Annotated in this window: 16 protein-coding genes and 2 tRNA genes; 11 read left to right on the plus strand and 7 right to left on the minus strand. The window is 60.5% G+C overall.

From position 1 onward, the window contains the following. Positions 1 to 51: 51 nt before the first annotated feature. Positions 52 to 127 (minus strand) — tRNA-Val (locus H2Z84_RS00865). A gap of 218 nt (positions 128 to 345) precedes the next feature. Here H2Z84_RS00865 and H2Z84_RS00870 point away from each other — a divergent pair. Then, positions 346 to 1311 carry an acetyl-CoA carboxylase carboxyltransferase subunit alpha gene (locus H2Z84_RS00870; RefSeq protein ID WP_124643324.1) on the plus strand — a complete coding sequence of 322 codons (966 nt, stop codon included), beginning with the start codon at positions 346 to 348 and terminating at the stop codon, positions 1309 to 1311. Beyond that, complete coding sequence (tilS, locus tag H2Z84_RS00875) at positions 1301 to 2632, plus strand: tRNA lysidine(34) synthetase TilS (RefSeq protein WP_181834290.1); 1332 nt, start codon at positions 1301 to 1303, stop codon at positions 2630 to 2632. The genes H2Z84_RS00870 and tilS overlap by 11 nt, the downstream gene beginning before the upstream one ends. A gap of 27 nt (positions 2633 to 2659) precedes the next feature. Here the strand turns inward: tilS and H2Z84_RS00880 are convergent, their stop codons facing one another. After that, entirely contained in the window at positions 2660 to 3349 is a 690-nt protein-coding gene (locus tag H2Z84_RS00880) for a Bax inhibitor-1 family protein (RefSeq protein WP_124643327.1), read from the minus strand. A 166-nt stretch (positions 3350 to 3515) separates the two neighbouring features. Between H2Z84_RS00880 and H2Z84_RS00885 the strand changes: the two genes are divergently transcribed. After that, positions 3516 to 3600 (plus strand) — tRNA-Leu (locus H2Z84_RS00885). 440 nt (positions 3601 to 4040) lie between these two features. Here the strand turns inward: H2Z84_RS00885 and H2Z84_RS00890 are convergent. The 5 genes from H2Z84_RS00890 to cobA form a co-directional block, all read right to left on the minus strand. Beyond that, positions 4041 to 5237, minus strand: a complete 1197-nt coding sequence (locus H2Z84_RS00890) for an NnrS family protein (RefSeq protein WP_181834291.1) — start codon at positions 5235 to 5237, stop codon at positions 4041 to 4043. Between the two features lie 120 nt (positions 5238 to 5357). Continuing rightward, positions 5358 to 6638 carry a hypothetical protein gene (locus H2Z84_RS00895; RefSeq protein ID WP_181834292.1) on the minus strand — a complete coding sequence of 427 codons (1281 nt, stop codon included), beginning with the start codon at positions 6636 to 6638 and terminating at the stop codon, positions 5358 to 5360. Further along, positions 6635 to 6847, minus strand: coding sequence for a DUF2249 domain-containing protein (locus H2Z84_RS00900; RefSeq protein WP_181834293.1), 213 nt, complete (start codon positions 6845 to 6847; stop codon positions 6635 to 6637). The genes H2Z84_RS00895 and H2Z84_RS00900 overlap by 4 nt, the downstream gene beginning before the upstream one ends. Next, complete coding sequence (locus H2Z84_RS00905) at positions 6844 to 7272, minus strand: hemerythrin domain-containing protein (RefSeq protein WP_181834294.1); 429 nt, start codon at positions 7270 to 7272, stop codon at positions 6844 to 6846. The genes H2Z84_RS00900 and H2Z84_RS00905 overlap by 4 nt, the downstream gene beginning before the upstream one ends. A gap of 78 nt (positions 7273 to 7350) precedes the next feature. Further along, positions 7351 to 8190, minus strand: coding sequence for a uroporphyrinogen-III C-methyltransferase (cobA, locus tag H2Z84_RS00910; protein ID WP_181834295.1), 840 nt, complete (start codon positions 8188 to 8190; stop codon positions 7351 to 7353). 157 nt (positions 8191 to 8347) lie between these two features. On the opposite strand from cobA, the gene H2Z84_RS00915 reads away from it, so the two are divergent. The 8 genes from H2Z84_RS00915 to H2Z84_RS00950 all read left to right on the plus strand — a co-directional run bounded on the left by H2Z84_RS00915 (position 8348) and on the right by H2Z84_RS00950 (position 16138). Further along, positions 8348 to 8773: a c-type cytochrome gene (locus H2Z84_RS00915; RefSeq protein WP_103523853.1), complete on the plus strand. Its 426-nt coding sequence runs from the start codon at positions 8348 to 8350 to the stop codon at positions 8771 to 8773. A 35-nt stretch (positions 8774 to 8808) separates the two neighbouring features. Then, the gene (locus H2Z84_RS00920) at positions 8809 to 10236 is read left to right on the plus strand and encodes a cbb3-type cytochrome c oxidase subunit I (RefSeq protein ID WP_220272647.1); all 1428 of its coding nucleotides are present in this window, start codon (positions 8809 to 8811) and stop codon (positions 10234 to 10236) included. A 65-nt stretch (positions 10237 to 10301) separates the two neighbouring features. Then, on the plus strand, positions 10302 to 10910 hold the full coding sequence (locus H2Z84_RS00925) for a cytochrome c oxidase subunit 3 (protein ID WP_181834296.1): 609 nt from the start codon (positions 10302 to 10304) through the stop codon (positions 10908 to 10910). Between the two features lie 63 nt (positions 10911 to 10973). Beyond that, entirely contained in the window at positions 10974 to 11237 is a 264-nt protein-coding gene (locus H2Z84_RS00930; RefSeq protein ID WP_181834297.1) for a cytochrome C oxidase subunit IV family protein, read from the plus strand. A gap of 9 nt (positions 11238 to 11246) precedes the next feature. Then, entirely contained in the window at positions 11247 to 12053 is an 807-nt protein-coding gene (locus tag H2Z84_RS00935; protein WP_181834298.1) for a CbbQ/NirQ/NorQ/GpvN family protein, read from the plus strand. Between the two features lie 7 nt (positions 12054 to 12060). Continuing rightward, positions 12061 to 13890, plus strand: coding sequence for a nitric oxide reductase activation protein NorD (locus tag H2Z84_RS00940; protein ID WP_181834299.1), 1830 nt, complete (start codon positions 12061 to 12063; stop codon positions 13888 to 13890). 145 nt (positions 13891 to 14035) lie between these two features. Next, complete coding sequence (locus H2Z84_RS00945) at positions 14036 to 14251, plus strand: DUF3079 domain-containing protein (RefSeq protein ID WP_103523847.1); 216 nt, start codon at positions 14036 to 14038, stop codon at positions 14249 to 14251. Positions 14252 to 14410: 159 nt separating this feature from the next. Next, a complete protein-coding gene (locus tag H2Z84_RS00950) occupies positions 14411 to 16138 on the plus strand; it encodes a cytochrome D1 domain-containing protein (protein ID WP_181834300.1) in 1728 nt (575 codons plus the stop codon). Positions 16139 to 16203 lie beyond the last annotated feature (65 nt).

A 16203-nucleotide genomic window follows, 5' to 3' on the forward strand; every position in this document is an offset into this window, starting at 1 on the left:
CCCGGCGTGACAGGCCGGTATTCTAACCAACTGAACTACCACTCCAAACCTTGGTGGGCGTTGACGGAGTCGAACCGCCGACATTCTGCTTGTAAGGCAGACGCTCTACCAACTGAGCTAAACGCCCTGAAACCTTTTCGCTGTCTGCGTTTGCGTCTCAGCGAGGAGGCGAATTAAAGCACAGCCGTTTTTTCAGCGCAAGGGGGTGGTTTCATTTTTTTGCATAAAACGGGCAAATCTCAAATCGACGGTTCATGCTGATTGAATTTTGTCAGACAGGGGCGTGACGGATTCTTTTGCACTCATGTATGATTGCCCGATTCGCTTAATCGGATGATGTGAATAATGAAGCCGACCTTTCTCGATTTTGAGCAGCCGATTGCCGAGCTCGAGAACAAGATAGAAGAGCTGCGTTTCGTGCAGGATGACTCCGTACTGGATATCTCCGAAGAAATCGCACGCCTGCAAAAGAAGAGTCTGGAACTGACCAAGACTCTATATGCCAAACTGTCCCCCTCGCAGATCTCCCAGGTGGCTCGCCACCCGCAGCGTCCTTATACACTGGACTACCTGCGCAGCATCTTCACGGATTTCGAAGAGCTGCATGGTGATCGATCCTTTGCCGACGACCCGGCAATCGTGGGTGGCTTGGCGCGTTTCAATGGCCAGTCTGTAATGGTGATTGGCCATCAGAAAGGCCGTGACACCAAGGAAAAGATCTACCGCAATTTCGGCATGCCACGCCCGGAAGGCTATCGCAAGGCCCTGCGCCTGATGAAGCTGGCCGAAAAATTTGGCATTCCGATCATGACCTTCGTCGATACCCCGGGTGCTTATCCTGGTATTGGCGCAGAAGAGCGCGGCCAGTCTGAAGCCATTGGTCGTAATCTCTACGAGATGGCCAGACTGCGTGTGCCTATCATCTGCACCATTATCGGTGAAGGTGGTTCTGGCGGTGCACTGGCGATTGCCGTGGGCGATCAGGTCAATATGCTGCAGTACTCTACCTATTCGGTGATTTCACCCGAAGGCTGTGCTTCCATCCTGTGGAAAACAGCCGAGCGTGCATCCGAAGCGGCCGAGGCGCTGGGCATTACGGCCAATCGTCTGAAAACCCTCGGTCTGATTGACCGCGTGGTGAGCGAACCGGTTGGCGGTGCACATCGCGATCATGCGCAAATGATGAATGCCATGAAGCGCATGCTGCAGGAGCAGTTGAAGGACTTTGCCAATCGACCGATCGAGGTGCTGCTGAAAGAGCGTTTCGAGCGTTTGATGAGTTATGGACGTTACAAGGAAGATGCAGCCTGATCTGCTGGACGCCCTGTTAGCCCACTGGCCGGACAATTTGTCCGGCCTTTGTGCTTTTGAAGTCGGGCTGAGTGGTGGGCTCGACTCCATGGTGCTGCTCTCGCTGCTGGCGCGGGCGCGTCAGTACCGACCGCAGCTGCAGCTGTCGGCAGTGCATGTGCATCATGGCTTGAACGCTGCCGCAGATGATTGGGTGCTGCACTGTCAGGATGTGTGCCAACAGTTGGCCATTCCTCTGCGTGTGGAGCGGGTCGTCATTAATCGTGCTACCGGTGAAAGCCTGGAGGCGCAGGCAAGGCAGCAGCGCTACACGGTGTTTGCCCGGTCTGCGGCCGAGGTGCTAGTGCTGGCGCATCACCTGGATGATCAATCCGAAACCGTGCTGTTGCAGCTACTGCGCGGCGGTGGAGTGCGTGCGCTGTCAGGCATGCCGGTATTGCGCAGGCTGGAGAATCTGCAGCTGTGGCGACCATTGCTAGGTTTGACCCGGCAGCAACTGGAGCAGTATGCCAGCGAGCAGGGGTTAAGTTGGGTAGAGGATGACAGTAATGCTGACATAGCCTACCGTCGCAACTTATTGCGACACCGCATCATGCCGCTGCTGCAGCAGCATGTTCCGTCTTATCGGCAACAGCTTGGACGCACTGCCTGGCATATGGCACAGGCATCGCAGCTGGTGGATGAGGTAGCGGCCGCCGATTTGGCCAGTTGCATGGCGGGTACTGCCCTGGATGTGGGGAGTATGTTGTCGCTGTCAGCCGTGCGGCAGGGTTTTTTGCTGATGGCTTGGTTGCGGAGTCTGGGGCAAGCGCAAGTGGCACCCGAGCAGCTGCAAGAGTTTCTACGCCAATTACGCGTGGCGGCTGCCGCCAGTCAGCCCTGTTTGCACTTGCCAGAGATGGTCGTTGTGCGCTATCGCCAGCAACTGTATGCGGTGCCGGTGCTGTCGCAACAGTCGGCGTGTGTGTTGCGGTTTGATCCTGCTCAGTCAGTTTGTCTGCTGCCCGGCTGGGGGGGCAGTTTGCGCTGGAAACGGCGCGGTGGTTTGACTTTGCCGTCACTTGCTGGAAATCTGCAATTGCGTCCGCGCCTGGGGGGGGAGGTGTTGCAACAGATGGTGGGGCGCAAGCCGGTAAAGAAGCTGTTGCAGGAAGCGGGTATTCCACCCTTGCTGCGGCGGCAATGGCCCTTGTTGTATGCTGCGGACGGTCGCTTGCTGGCACTGCCTGGAGTGGCGGTGGCCAGTGATTGTTTCAGTCCAGAGGGTTATTGGCCTGATTGGCAGCCTGGATTGGACGATGAAAAAAAAGCGCCCCGGTAGGGCGCTTTTTGCTTGAAGTGCTTGGGCTCAGTCACGCTCACCACTGAAAGCCATCAGCAATTGCAGCAAGCTGGTGAATAGATTGTAAATGCTGATATAGATCGACAGTGCAGCTGAAACATAGCTGGTTTCGCCGCCATCCACTACTACCTTGACCTGCCACAGAATCATCAGCGAGCTGAACAGGGCAAAGGCGGCAGCAATGGCCAGCTGCATGCCAGGCATTTGCAGGAAGATGTTGGCCACCACGGCAACCATTAACACGATGGCACCGATGGTGAGGAAGCTACCCAGCGCGGACAGGTCGCGCTTGGTAGTGCTGGCGATACCGGCCATGACGACAAAAACCAGCGAAGTAGCGGCGCCGGCTGTCATGATCAGCTGACCACCATTGCTGAAGCGCAGTGCAAATTGCAGCAAGGGGCCCAGTAGCAGGCCCATCATGAAGGTAAAGCCCAGCATCAGGAATACGCCCAGCGAGTTATTGCGATTTTTCTCGATGGCAAATACCAGGCCGTAAAAAACCGCCATGATGGCCAGCATGCCCATGATCGGACTGGCTGCCATGAAGGCAAAGTTAAGATGCGTGCCAATGAGGGCACCCATCACAGTGGGAATCATCGAAAGACCCAGCAGCGCATAAGTATTGCGTAGAACCTTGTTGCGTAGGCCGCTGGTGGTGCTGGTCTGGTAGGTATTGTGCAGGTCCGGTTGCATGCTGCCCTCTCTTGATTGGATGTTTGTCGTGCTGTTGTAAAGCTAATGTGCCTGCATTGTGACATGAAACCATGACAATGGTTCATTCGACATAGTGCTTGAACAGCGGGGAATCCTGAGGTATATTTGCCGCCTCTTTCGCGGTACTTTCTGGTACTGCTGATGGGCGAGCGTGGCGGAATTGGTAGACGCACTGGATTTAGGTTCCAGCGCCGCAAGGCGTGAGAGTTCGAGTCTCTCCGCTCGCACCACAACTTGGTTTTAGTTTTTCTCTGTAGTCCCTCGACTTTCTCTATACCCCGCCAGTTATAGCTTTCCAGCTACCTGTCCTATAAGGCAGTACGCTGGTATTTCCTTTTGTCCGACCATTTCCGCGTTCTCACTGTCCCACACTTGTCCCATGGAGTGGCCCGGAAAATGGCTACATTCGAGCGTAGGGAAGGTACCTGGCGGGTGAAGGTGCGCAAGTCAGGTGTATCACGTTCTGCAACGTTTCGCACCAAGGCTGATCGAAGCTGAAGGTAGCACGAGCACGGACGTTGCTGAGTTGGACTCTAGGTCACGTGCTATCCAATATTAGGGAGCGCGGTGTGTCACATCGCTGCAAATAAGGGCTGGCAAGCTGTTCCGTCCTCTGTTGACGTCACCCGTTGGCAGAGGACGGCAAGATGGTTTGATTAAACGGTTTGATTCAACCAGCCTGCCCATCGGCGCGTGGCTTCAGGTAGAGACCGATCAGTTGCCGGCTCCAACCCAGCAGTGCCAGCAGGCCAGTAAGGGCCACGGTGGCATACAGGCAGGCTACCCATGCTGGCGGAACAAAGTCAGCCACTACCCGAGTCAGCGCGACCACATGTACTGCCAGATAAATGCGCCACAGCCATGTTCCTGCCTGCAGTGGCAAGCCGGCATGTCCCAGAGTCACGCGTGAGACAAAGGCGATGACCATGGTCATGAAGAAGCCCACCGTGATGGCGTGCAGCGGAGCCAGCCCCAGCGAGAGCGAGGGTAACAGACCGGCCAGGGTGTACAGGCCAAATGCCACGGCCAGCCAGGCAAAGGACAGGTGCAACATCCACAGCAGCTTGACCTTGCGCGCCGGTAGCAGGCCCCAGCGCCAGCTGGTGTAGCCAAACAGCAGGGTGAGCGGCAGGTCGGCCAGCAGGCTGCTGTGCTGGGTCAGCACCAGCAAGCCGTGCAGCCAGCTGCCAGCCACCATGGCGGCCAGCAGGGAGTAGGGGCGCCACGGCTGGTTCGCCGGCAACGCGCTGCTGGTGAAGAAAGGCAGCATGCGGTGGCACACGGTCAGGAATACCGGCAGCAAAAATCCCCACAAGGCCAGATCGCGCATGATCAGCCAGTAAGCGCCATTGCCGCTGAACAGCCAGCAGCCGGCGGCCACGACACCGGCCAGTCCCAGCACAAAAGCGGCCAGAACCACCAGCGCATGGCGGCGATCCTGCTGCGGGCTGCGCCAGACCAGCCCGGCAAAGCATAAGGTGAGGCTGGCAAATCCCAGACCGTACAACAGCAGGCCGGTGAGCAGCCAGCTCTTGCCGAGCGCGAGGCCAGCCAGCCAGCCGGCCACGCCGGCAGCCAGCAGGCCAGGCGTCAGCAGATAGCGTGCCCTGCTGGGCGGGGCAACGCCCAGCCAGCGCGGGCCGGCGGTAAAGATGAAGCCGGTCATGAACAGCGGGAAAATGCCATACAGCATCAACAAGGCGTGGGCCATGACCGCAGGAATCAGTGGGGTGATGGTATGCGGGCCAAGCCGGGATGCCAGCTCGGCAAACCAGGCGGCGAACAGCAACAAGGCGCTGAGCATGCCCAGCAGGAAGGCCAGACGGTGCGGTGCACGCAGCAAGGCAGGGGGGAGGGTGTCAGGCATGATGGTCGGGCTCGCAGAAGGTGGTAGCCCAGTATCGGTGGCAGTCGTGCAAAACGGAATGATTCTCGTCAAGAAAATCCAGTCGTGTGGGGCCGGTGCGGCAGCAAGGCTGTTGGCTAGTCAGTGCGTCGCAGCCGTTGACACGGCGTCTTGCACCGCCCGGTAGCGTCGGGCGATTTTTCCACCCTGCCACAAGGCATAAGCCGCCAAGGCCAGCGTGGACAGGGCAAACAGGCCATGAAAGCGACCGGGCTGCCAGCACCACAGCGTGCCGGCCAACAGCCACAGCTGATGCAGAAGCCGCACCCGGCGCTGGGCGGACTCGGGCAGAAAGCCATGGGTGGAGGGCAGCAGGCCACGTGGCGGATTCAGCCGCTTCAAATGCAGCCAGGCCAGAAAAGGCAGGATCTTGCCCAGCATGGCCAGCGTGGCACCCAGGCCCACACCACCCAGCCACCACAGGCCAGCCAGCAGGGGCAGGTTTGGCCATTCTGTCCACCTGCTGCACAGCCAGGCGGTGACACCACCCAGCAGCAGCCAGGCCATCACGCCTTGCCATTGCCACCACAGCGGATCAGCCGGCCTCCGGCTTTGCCGCAGTAGTCGCCACGACTGCACGGCATATAGCACGACCGGGATCAGCAGCAGGCCGGCGGTTAGCCATAGCTGGTCGGGCCAGAAAAACAGGGCCAGGCTGCAGGCCAGCAGCAATAGCAGCACGGCCCGGCCGGTGCTCAGCATCCAGGCCGGGTAGGGCGGGGTAATCAGAAACATCGGAATCACGGTCTGGCTGACAGCCAGCAGCAACAGGAACAGCCAGCCCATCGCCGCCCACAGCACATGGCTGTGTAGCAGTGGCATGAGCGGCAGTGGCAGCAGGCCGCTCAGCGTCAGCACCAGTCCAAGCCCCAGCAGGGCGGTAATCAGCAGTGCCAACAAGGCCAGCGCCATGCCGCGGCTGCTGGCATCCCGCGCTGGGCTGCCGGCCAGGCCGGACAGGCCGTGCCAGGCCAGACGGAGGATGGCTGCGCATAGCAAGACTGCCGCCGCCTGCAGGGCGAGTGGGGCGAAACCAAACCAGAAACCGCCCACCAGCAAGGCTGTTCCTGCCTGCCACGGCAGGAAGATACCCAGTAGCAGGGTGGCTGCCCGGCTTGCCGGTACGGCGCTGGCCACCGCCAGCATTTGCAGCAGGGCGCCGCTCATGATGTTGCCCAGTACTCCCAGTGCCAGGGCATGGGTAAGTGCCACCAGCTGCGGGTGGTAGCGGTTGGCAGTCGGCATGTCTGCGGGCAAGAGCAAGCAGCCCAGTGCCAGCAGCCATAGCAGGCCGGCAGCAAAAAAACTGGCGGGCAAGCGCAGTGGTGGGGCGGCGTCGTAGGAAAGCCAGGCCTGACTCATGCTTTGCTGATGTACAAAATCACCCCTCCATCGCCGGACAGTTCAAAGCGGTAGTCAATGCCCTGGGCGGTGAGCATGGGCAGCAGCGGCGTGGGGTGGTGCGGCAGAATCCAGGCCAGGGTTTGCTGGTCTTGCAACTGCTCGGCGGCATCCAGAATGATTTCCATCGGCTCGGGGGGGGCGAGGTGGCGCAGGTCGACCGGGCTCATGCGCTGGCTCCTGCCATCACCATCTGTTCAAACCCGGCTATATGCTGGCTGCACATGGGGTAGAGGATGTTTTCTTCTTTCATATTGTGTTGCTGGATGAGGATGAGCAGGGTTTCGGCGTGTCCCAGCCATGCGTTGGCATCGGTGGCCAGCAATGCGTCGTCCATGTCTTGCAGTAGCAGGCGGATTTCCTGGTGTTCGTTGCGCATCACCGCTGTGGGGCCGCTGTACATGCCGGTGGCGGCTTCGAAGGCCGGGAACAGCTGCTGTTCTTCCAGCTGGAAATGTTGTTCCAGGTCGGTGCCCAGGCGCAGGCATGTCCGCCCGGCGCTAGTCCAGTCGCCGTTACGTACAGCCTGTTCGGCTTGGGCAAGAATGGCGTCGCAGTCTCGATGCTGCTGGGTGAGGCAGGCTATGGCGTTCATGGATGGTGTCCTGTGAAGCTGGGCTATCAGTAAAACCGCAGTATGCGGTGTTGCGGCTTGCCGTTTGAATGACGCGGATCAAGAACTTGCTGCTGCACGCTGCTGTGGCATGTAGGCCTGTAGTTTCTGATGCAGGGTGACGATCTGTCCAATGACCAACAGGGCGGGGGCGCTGATGTGTTCTTTCTCGATCAGGGTGGCCAGATGTTGCAAGGTGCCGCACAGGCAACGCTGTTGGGCGGAGCAGGCATTTTCCACCACGGCGACCGGCGTATCGGCCGCCCGGCCGTGGGCCAGCAGCTGGCTGGCGATGCTGGCGGCTTCGCCCAGCCCCATATAGACCACAATGGTTTGCTCGGGCGTGCAGTGGCGGGTCCAGTCCAGCGTCTGCTGCCCCTGGCGGCGATGACCGGTGACAAAGCTGCAGCCCTGGGCGTAGTCGCGATGGGTCAGCGGCAGGCCGGCACTGGCAGCCGCCCCCAGCGCGGCGCTGATGCCGGGGACCACTTCACAGGGAATGCCGGCTGTGGCCAGTGCTTCCATCTCTTCGCCGCCACGGCCGAACAGCAGCGGATCGCCGCCCTTCAGCCGTACCACCCGCCGCCCCTGGCGGGCAAGGTTGACCAATAACTGATTGATGTCCGCTTGCGGCAGGGAGTGGCGGCTGGCGCGTTTGCCCACGCAGAGGCGTTCGGCCGTGGCAGGGGCCAGCGCCAGAATGCTGCTGTCCAGCAGGTGGTCGTATAGCACGACATCTGCCTGTTGCAGGCGTTGCAGCGCACGCAGGGTGAGCAGGTCGGCGGCACCCGGCCCGGCCCCTACCAGGGCAACACTGCCAGGCCGGAATTCACCGCCGGGAATGATTGGTTTTTCCGGCGGAACAAGGGGCGTGTGCAGTACTTGATACGGGCTGTTCATGCCGGCTCCTCTGGCTGGGCCTTGAATGTGATGCTGCCAGTGTGGAAGAGCGGGGGCTGGAAATCGTTGATTCGAATCAATGCTATCGGGATGTCCGAAACCGTACATTTCGCCGCAGGTGCCGGGCTTGCCGGTACACGCAATTGAGGAGGACGTGATGAGCGCGAGCTTCACCAAATCGACGGCCCGCAACATCTTTTACGGTGGGTCGGTTTTCTTTTTCCTGATTTTCCTGGGGCTGACCGTGGATACCACCATGGCGGTGCCCAGCCATAACGCCAAGGCCCAGCTGACCGATGCCGCTGTGCGCGGCAAGAAAATCTGGGAGACACGCAACTGTGCCGGTTGCCACACGCTGATTGGCGAGGGGGCTTTCTTTGCGCCAGAGCTGGGCAATGTGTATGTGCGCCGTGGCCCGGAGTTCATCAAGGGCTGGATGAAGGCGATGCCTACCAATGTACCGGGTCGTCGCCAGATGCCGCAGTTCAACCTGAACGATGCCCAGCTGGATGATCTGGTGGCATTCCTGAAATACAGCTCGCAGATCAATACCAATAACTGGCCGCCCAATATCGAAGGCTGATCAGCAGTGCGATCAATTGCTTCCGGAGAAAACACATGAGTAATGCAACCGTGGCACCACTGCCCGCCAGCAAGGCGACAGTGAATGACCAGATAAAATACCGCTCGCAAGCGGTGGCCAAGCCCTATTTTGTGGCGGCCATCGGCCTGTTCATCGGCCAGATCCTGTTTGGCCTGATCATTGGCCTGCAGTATTTCAAGGGCGACTTCCTGTTTCCCGCCATTCCGTTTGGCACTGCACGCATGGTGCATACCAATTTGCTGATTGTCTGGCTGCTGTTCGGCTTCATGGGGGCCGGTTATTTCCTGATCCCGGAAGAGTGCGAGCGCGAACTGTACAGCCCGAAACTGGCCATCATCACCTTCTGGGTATTCCTGGTGGCGGGTGCGCTGACCATCGTTGGCTATCTGGGCCTGCCATATAACGTGCTGGCCCATATCACCGGTAACGACCTGCTGCCCACCATGGGGCGCGGTTACCTGGAGCAGCCGCTGATTACCAAGGTTGGCATCGTGCTGGTAGCGCTGTCCTTCCTGTTCAACCTGTCGATGACCCTGCTGTCCGGTCGCAAGACCAGCATCAGCATCGTGATGATGCTGGGGCTGTGGGGCCTGGCGATTTTCTTCCTGTTCTCCTTTGTGAACCCGAACAACCTGGTGCTGGACAAGTACTTCTGGTGGTGGGTAGTGCACCTGTGGGTGGAAGGCGTATGGGAACTGATCATGGGCGCCATGCTGGCCTTCGTGCTGGTGAAGGTGACCGGCGTCGACCGTGAAATCATTGAAAAATGGCTGTACCTGATCATTGCCATGACCCTGATCACCGGCATCATCGGTACCGGTCACCATTATTTCTGGATTGGCACGCCGGGCTACTGGCAGCTGCTGGGGTCCATCTTCTCGGCACTGGAACCGGTCCCCTTCTTCATGATGACGGTGTTCGCCTTCAATATGGTCAAGCGTCGTCGGCGTGAGCATCCGAACCAGGCCGCCACGCTGTGGGCGCTGGGTACCGGTGTGATGTCTTTCCTGGGCGCCGGGGTATGGGGCTTCCTGGGTACGCTGTCGGTGGTGAATTACTACACCCACGGCACCCAGCTGACTGCGGCACACGGCCATATGGCGTTCTACGGTGCTTACGCCATGGTGGTACTGACCATGATTTCCTACACCATGCCGCTGTTGCGTGGCCGTGAAGCCAACAGCGCAGCGGCGCAAAAGCTGGAAAAGACCGCCTTCTGGGTGATGACGCTGGCCATCGTGGGAATCACCCTGTCGCTGACCGCCGCCGCGGTGACCCAGGTATCGCTGCAGCGCCTGTCAGCCTCGCCCCTGTCCTTCATGGAAACCCAGCAGCACATCATGCCGATGTATTGGGCACGTTTCGGTTTTGGTCTGTGCTTCTTCACTGGCCTGATGATGTATGTCACCAGTTTTTTTGTTACCGGCAAGCGCGAAAGCTGATTAGCGGTTGAACGTAACGGCAATGAGGCGGCTTGCGGGCCGCCTCTTTGATTTTGGAGGCAGGCATGCGTGAACAAAGTCTGGCGTTGATCGAGGCGCAGCCAGCGCGCCATGTGCCAGAGCCCCATATACCGGGTGATCTGGCCATGTGGTTTTTCATCCTGGCGGAACTGGCGGTGTTCGGGGTGTTTTTCCTGGTGTACGGGGTATATCGCCGGCAGCAGCCGGCCTTGTTTGCCGAGGGCCAGACCCACCTGGATTTGCTGCTGCCCACGCTCAATACACTGCTGCTGATCGCCGGCAGTGCCTGCATGGTGGCGGCGGTGAGGCGGTTTGCCCAGGACCGGCAACGCGCGGCACGGCAATCTCTGCTGCTGGCCATGGTGTTTGGCGGCGGTTTCCTGGTGTGCAAGCTGTATGAACTGGTGGGCAAATTCATGGCCGGCATCAGCTTGTCCAGCAATGATTTCTGGATGTTCTACCTCTCGCTCACGGTGTTTCATTTCCTGCACGTGGTGCTGGGCATGGTGATTGTGGCTGCCGTTTGGTGGATGGCGCGTGATGGCCGCTATGGCCCGGGCCGGCTGGATGGCGTGGAAACCGCAGCGGCTTATTGGCATATGGTGGATCTGGTGTGGCTGGTGCTGTTTGCCCTGGTGTACGTGGCGCGCTAGCGCAGGTTCAAACCCTTATCCGGTATCAAGGATGCGGTGCTGCTTGCCCCCTATGCTGTGCACATGAACTATCCCGCACCTTCCCGTCAATGGCTGTTGTGGCTCTGGCTGAGTGGCCTGACCCTGATGGCCGCACTGTTGGCCGAACAGGGCCTGTCGCTGGGGCAGGGCGCCCTGGCCCGGCTGGTGTTGCTGCTGGCCTGGGTCAAGGGCTTCACCGTGATCGAGCACTATATGGGCCTGCGCCACGCAACCCGCTGGCTGCGGCTGGTGGTGCATGGCTGGCTGCTGCTGGTGACGGGATTGCTGATCGTAAGTTTTTGCTGAGGGCCGGACATGAATGCACCCGCACCCGCTGCTGTGGCAGCGCCGTTTTACCAGGCCCAGGGCGATGAATGCCGCCTGTTCGAAGCCGCCTGGCAACAGCAGTTGCCGGTATTGATCAAAGGCCCCACCGGCTGCGGCAAGACCCGCTTTGTTGCCCATATGGCGGCCCGGCTGGGGCTGCCGCTGATTACCGTTTCCTGCCATGACGATTTGTCCGCTGCCGATCTGGTGGGCCGCCACCTGATAGGAGATGGCCAGACAGTATGGTGTGATGGCCCGCTGACCCGTGCCCTGCGCCAGGGCGGCATTTGCTATCTGGATGAAGTGGTGGAAGCGCGCAAGGACACCACCGTGGTGCTGCACCCGCTTACCGACGACCGGCGCATGCTGCCTATCGAGCGCACTGGCGAACTGCTGGAAGCGCCGCCTTCCTTCATGCTGGTGGTGTCGTACAACCCGGGCTACCAGCATGTGCTGAAAACCCTCAAGCCCAGTACCCGCCAGCGTTTTGTTGCCATGAGCTTTGATTTTCCCGCCCCGGATGTGGAACTGGCGGTGCTGATGCAGGAAACCGGCATCGCAGAAAGCCAGGCGCGTCAGCTGGTGACGCTGGCAGGGCAGTTGCGCCGCCTGACTGGTTACGATCTGGATGAGTCGGTCAGCACCCGTCTGCTGGTGTATGCCGCCAAGCTGATGATGTCCGGCATGTCGCCGCAGCAGGCCTGCCGCACTGCACTGGCCGAGCCGCTGAGCGATGAGGCCGATACCATTGCCGCGCTGCTGGCCGTGATCGACACCCAGTTTCCCGCCAGGTAGCGCGCTCATGGAAGACATCGTAGGGGGCTGGTGGGACCGGCTGGTGCGCCGCGCGGCATACCGTGGCTACCCTGCCGCTGTCGTGGAGCTGGAAAGCATCGCCGGGCAGGCCCCGCTGTTTTTCCGTGCCATGGGCGGTGATCCGGCACTGGTATTGCGCTCTACCGTTGGCACCGAACATGGCGCACGGCGGCGGCTGATCGAGCGGCTGGCCGGCACCGGCACCAAGGTGGAACTGGCCTGGCGCGACAGCCAGGCTTTTTATCTGCCGGACAAGCTGGACCTGTACCCGGATCCGGCACTGAATCGCCAGCTGTATTTCTGGCTGATGGCCCTGGCCGCCACCCCGGTGCCACCAGGCGACTGGCTGAACCGCAACCGCGCCGCCACCGCTGCTTGCCTGGCCGCCATGCCTGGGCTGGCGCTGGTTTACCAGCGGCTGCTGACGGCCTTGCTGCCCATGCGTCCAGATCCGGCCAAGTTGCCCGAGGCCGAGGCCGCGCTCGAGCGTGCCATTCAGGCGGCCTTGCGCCAGCCGGATATCGAACAGATTTTGCCGGCCATTGCCCAGCCGCCACTGCCGGTGCCGCTGTGGCTGCATCCGGCACCGCCGCTGGTGGATCAGGCGGGCGCGGCAGCGCAGCATGAAGCACAAAACCCGCAAGGCAAGCGGCCCGACCAGCGCTCACGCCGTCGTCGCTACCGCGCCCAGCGCGTGGCGCAGGACGAACGGAAAAACGGCATGCTGCTGGTGTTTCGCGCCGAAAGCCTGTTTACCTGGGACGAGTACGTCAAGGTCAACCGCCATACCGAAGAAGACGACGACAACAATGGCGAGGCGGCGGCAGAGGACATGAACCGCCTGTCGATCGCACAGGATGCCCATACCAAGTCCAGCAAGCTGAAGTTTGATCTGGACCTGCCAGCGGCGGCGTACGATGACAGCCCGTTGGGGCCGGGCCTGAAGTTGCCGGAGTGGAACTGGAAACAGCAAAGACTGGTGGAAGACCACTGCATCATCAAGCCCATGCTGCCGCGCGATGCTCATCCGGCTGCCTTGCCCGACCGCCTGCTGCCACTGGCCCGGCGTCTGCGCCGCCAGTTCCAGGCGCTGGCTCCGGAACGGGTGCGGCGCAGCGGAGAAGCCAGCGGCCCGGATATCGATATTGATCGTGTCATCCGTTTCATGTCCGAGCGCATGAGCGGCGTGGCCATCGCCGAGCCCGCGCTCTACCAGGCGTGGCCGCCCGGTGAGCGCAGCCTGGCCTGTCTCACGCTGGCTGACCTGTCGCTGTCTACCGAAAGCTGGGTAGGGGAGTCCGGGCGAGTGATCGATGTGATACGCGACAGCCTGCTGTTGTTTGCCGAAGCGCTATCGGCCAGTGGCGACGCCTTTGGCCTGTACGGTTTTTCCTCGATCCGTCGTCAGGAAGTGCGTTTGCAGGTGTTGAAGGACTTTGCCGAACGCTACGACGACAACACCCGTGGCCGCATCATCGCCATTCGCCCCGGCTATTACACCCGTATGGGCGCGGCCATTCGCCAGAGCAGCCGCATCCTGTTGCAACAGCCGGCAGCCCGCCGCCTGCTGCTGATCATTTCCGATGGCAAGCCCAATGACCTGGATCACTACGAAGGCCGCTACGGCATCGAGGATACTCGCCAGGCCATTCTGGAAGCACGCCGCGACGGTCTGCTGCCCTTTTGCGTGACGGTGGACCGCGAGGCCGGTGACTACCTGCCACATTTGTTTGGCCATCGTGGCTATGTTGTCGTGCAGCAAGCGCAGACCCTGCCGCAGGTGCTCACCCGCCTGTACGCTGGCTTTACCCGCTGAGCTTGCTGCAGCTTTCTTGACCAGTACTCCAAGGTGTACGCACCTTTTTCTCCCGGCCCTGGTGGCCGGGATTTTTTTGGTAGGGGCCGGATGATTTCTTGATATGCATCCATGAGCGGCTTTGGCCGGGCCGGAATAATGGTACATGGCTAAAAAATTCCCGCTGAATCCACCGCACCCGGAGCGCATCTGCTGGGGCTGCGACAAATACTGCCCTGCCGACTCCCTGCAATGCGGCAATGGCTCCGGCCGTACCCAGCATCCGGCGGAGGTGCTGGGGGACGACTGGTATGAATACGGCGACTGGGGGCTGGAGGTGGAGCCGGAACAGAAATCGCTGAGCTTGCCGGAAAAGAAATGAATCTCCCCCTGAATAGCGTCGCGGTTTGTGGGCGGCGCTGCTTTGTTTAAACCATTTCCGCCCTGTGGTTAAAGCGTTGATTCGAATCAAGGAGGGGTATATGCCTGCGGGATGAAGATGCCGGCAACCAAGCATTACTGTCACGCTGGAGCCCTAACCATGAAGACCCCGCGCTTGTCCTGGCTGCCAAGAAGTGTGTTGCTGGCGGCCCTGCCTTTTTCCGTGATGCAGGCCTGGGCGGATACTACCGCCACCTCGACTTCCGCTCCGGAAGCGAAATACCAGGGAGCGGCCTCGCCGCTGGCTTCCGAGCCCATGCACCAGAACATCAACCCCAAAGCCCCGCCGATGACCGAGGCGGAATTCGGTTTGGCCAAGCAAATCTACTTCGAGCGCTGCGCCGGCTGTCACGGCGTGTTGCGCAAGGGGGCTACCGGCAAGCCGCTGACACCGGACATCACGCTGGGTCGCGGTACCGAATACCTCAAGACCTTCATCAAGTACGGTTCGCCGGCCGGCATGCCCAACTGGGGGACTTCGGGTGAGCTGTCCGATGCCCAGGTGGACCTGATGGCGCGCTATGTGCAGCAGGAACCGCCCACCCCGCCGGAATTCGGCATGAAGGACATGCTGGGGACGTGGAAGGTGCTGATTCCGCCGGAGAAACGCCCGACCCATAAGGAAAACAATCTGGATGTGGCCAATCTGTTCTCGGTGACGCTGCGGGACGCTGGCCAGATCGCGCTGATCGACGGCAATAGCAAGCAGATTGTCAGCGTGCTGAAAACCGGCTACGCCGTGCATATTTCCCGCCTGTCGCAATCCGGCCGCTACCTGTACGTGATTGGCCGTGACGGCAAGATCAACCTGATCGACCTGTGGATGGCCAAGCCGGATACCGTGGCGGAAATCCGCATCGGCCTGGAAGCCCGTTCGGTGGAAACCTCCAAGTTCAAGGGTTTTGAAGACAAGCTGGCGGTGGCCGGTGCCTACTGGCCGCCACAGTACGTGATCATGGAGGGCAACAGCCTCAAGCCGCTGAAGATTGTCGGCACCCGTGGCATGACGGTGGATAACGAATACCACCCGGAACCGCGTGTGGCCTCGATTGTGGCCAGCCACTACAAGCCGGAATTCGTCATCAATGCCAAGGAAACCGGCAAGATCATGATGGTGGATTACTCCGACCTGGCCAATCTCAAGACCACCACCATCGATGCCGCCAAGTTCCTGCATGACGGCGGCTTCGATACTACCGGCCGTTACTTCATGGTGGCGGCCAATGCCTCCAACAAAGTCGCCGTGGTGGATACCAAGCTGGACAAGCTGGCCGCGCTGGTGGATGTGGGCAAGACCCCGCACCCGGGCCGTGGTGCCAACTTTGTCGACCCGCAATACGGCCCGGTATGGGCCACCGGCCATCTGGGCGACGACAGCATCAGCCTGATCGGTACCGACCCGGACAAGCACAAGGCCCAGGCCTGGAAGGTGGTGCGGGTGCTGAAGGGGCAGGGCGGTGGTTCGCTGTTTATCAAGACTCATCCCAAATCGCACAATCTGTGGGTGGATACCGCGCTGAACCCGGATGTGGCAGTGAGCCAGAGTGCCGCCGTGTTTGACATCAATCACCTGGACAAGGGCTTTACCACCCTGCCGATTGGCGAGTGGGCCGGCCTGGGCGATGGTGCCAAGCGTGTGCTGCAGCCGGAATACAACAAGGATGGCAGCGAAGTGTGGTTCTCGGTATGGAGTGCCAAGGACAAGCAATCGGCCATCGTGGTGGTGGACGACAAGACCCGCAAGCTGAAAGCCGTGATCAAGGACCCGCGTCTGATCACCCCGACCGGCAAGTTCAATGTATTCAACACCCAGCATGACATTTATTGATCTGGGATAAGTCCTTCCTGACATTCCACTGTTGAAATCCGGCAGACAGCATATGGTCTGCCGGA

It is taken from the genome of Aquitalea aquatica (assembly GCF_013911085.1).
In the GTDB taxonomy this organism is placed as follows: domain Bacteria; phylum Pseudomonadota; class Gammaproteobacteria; order Burkholderiales; family Chromobacteriaceae; genus Aquitalea; species Aquitalea aquatica.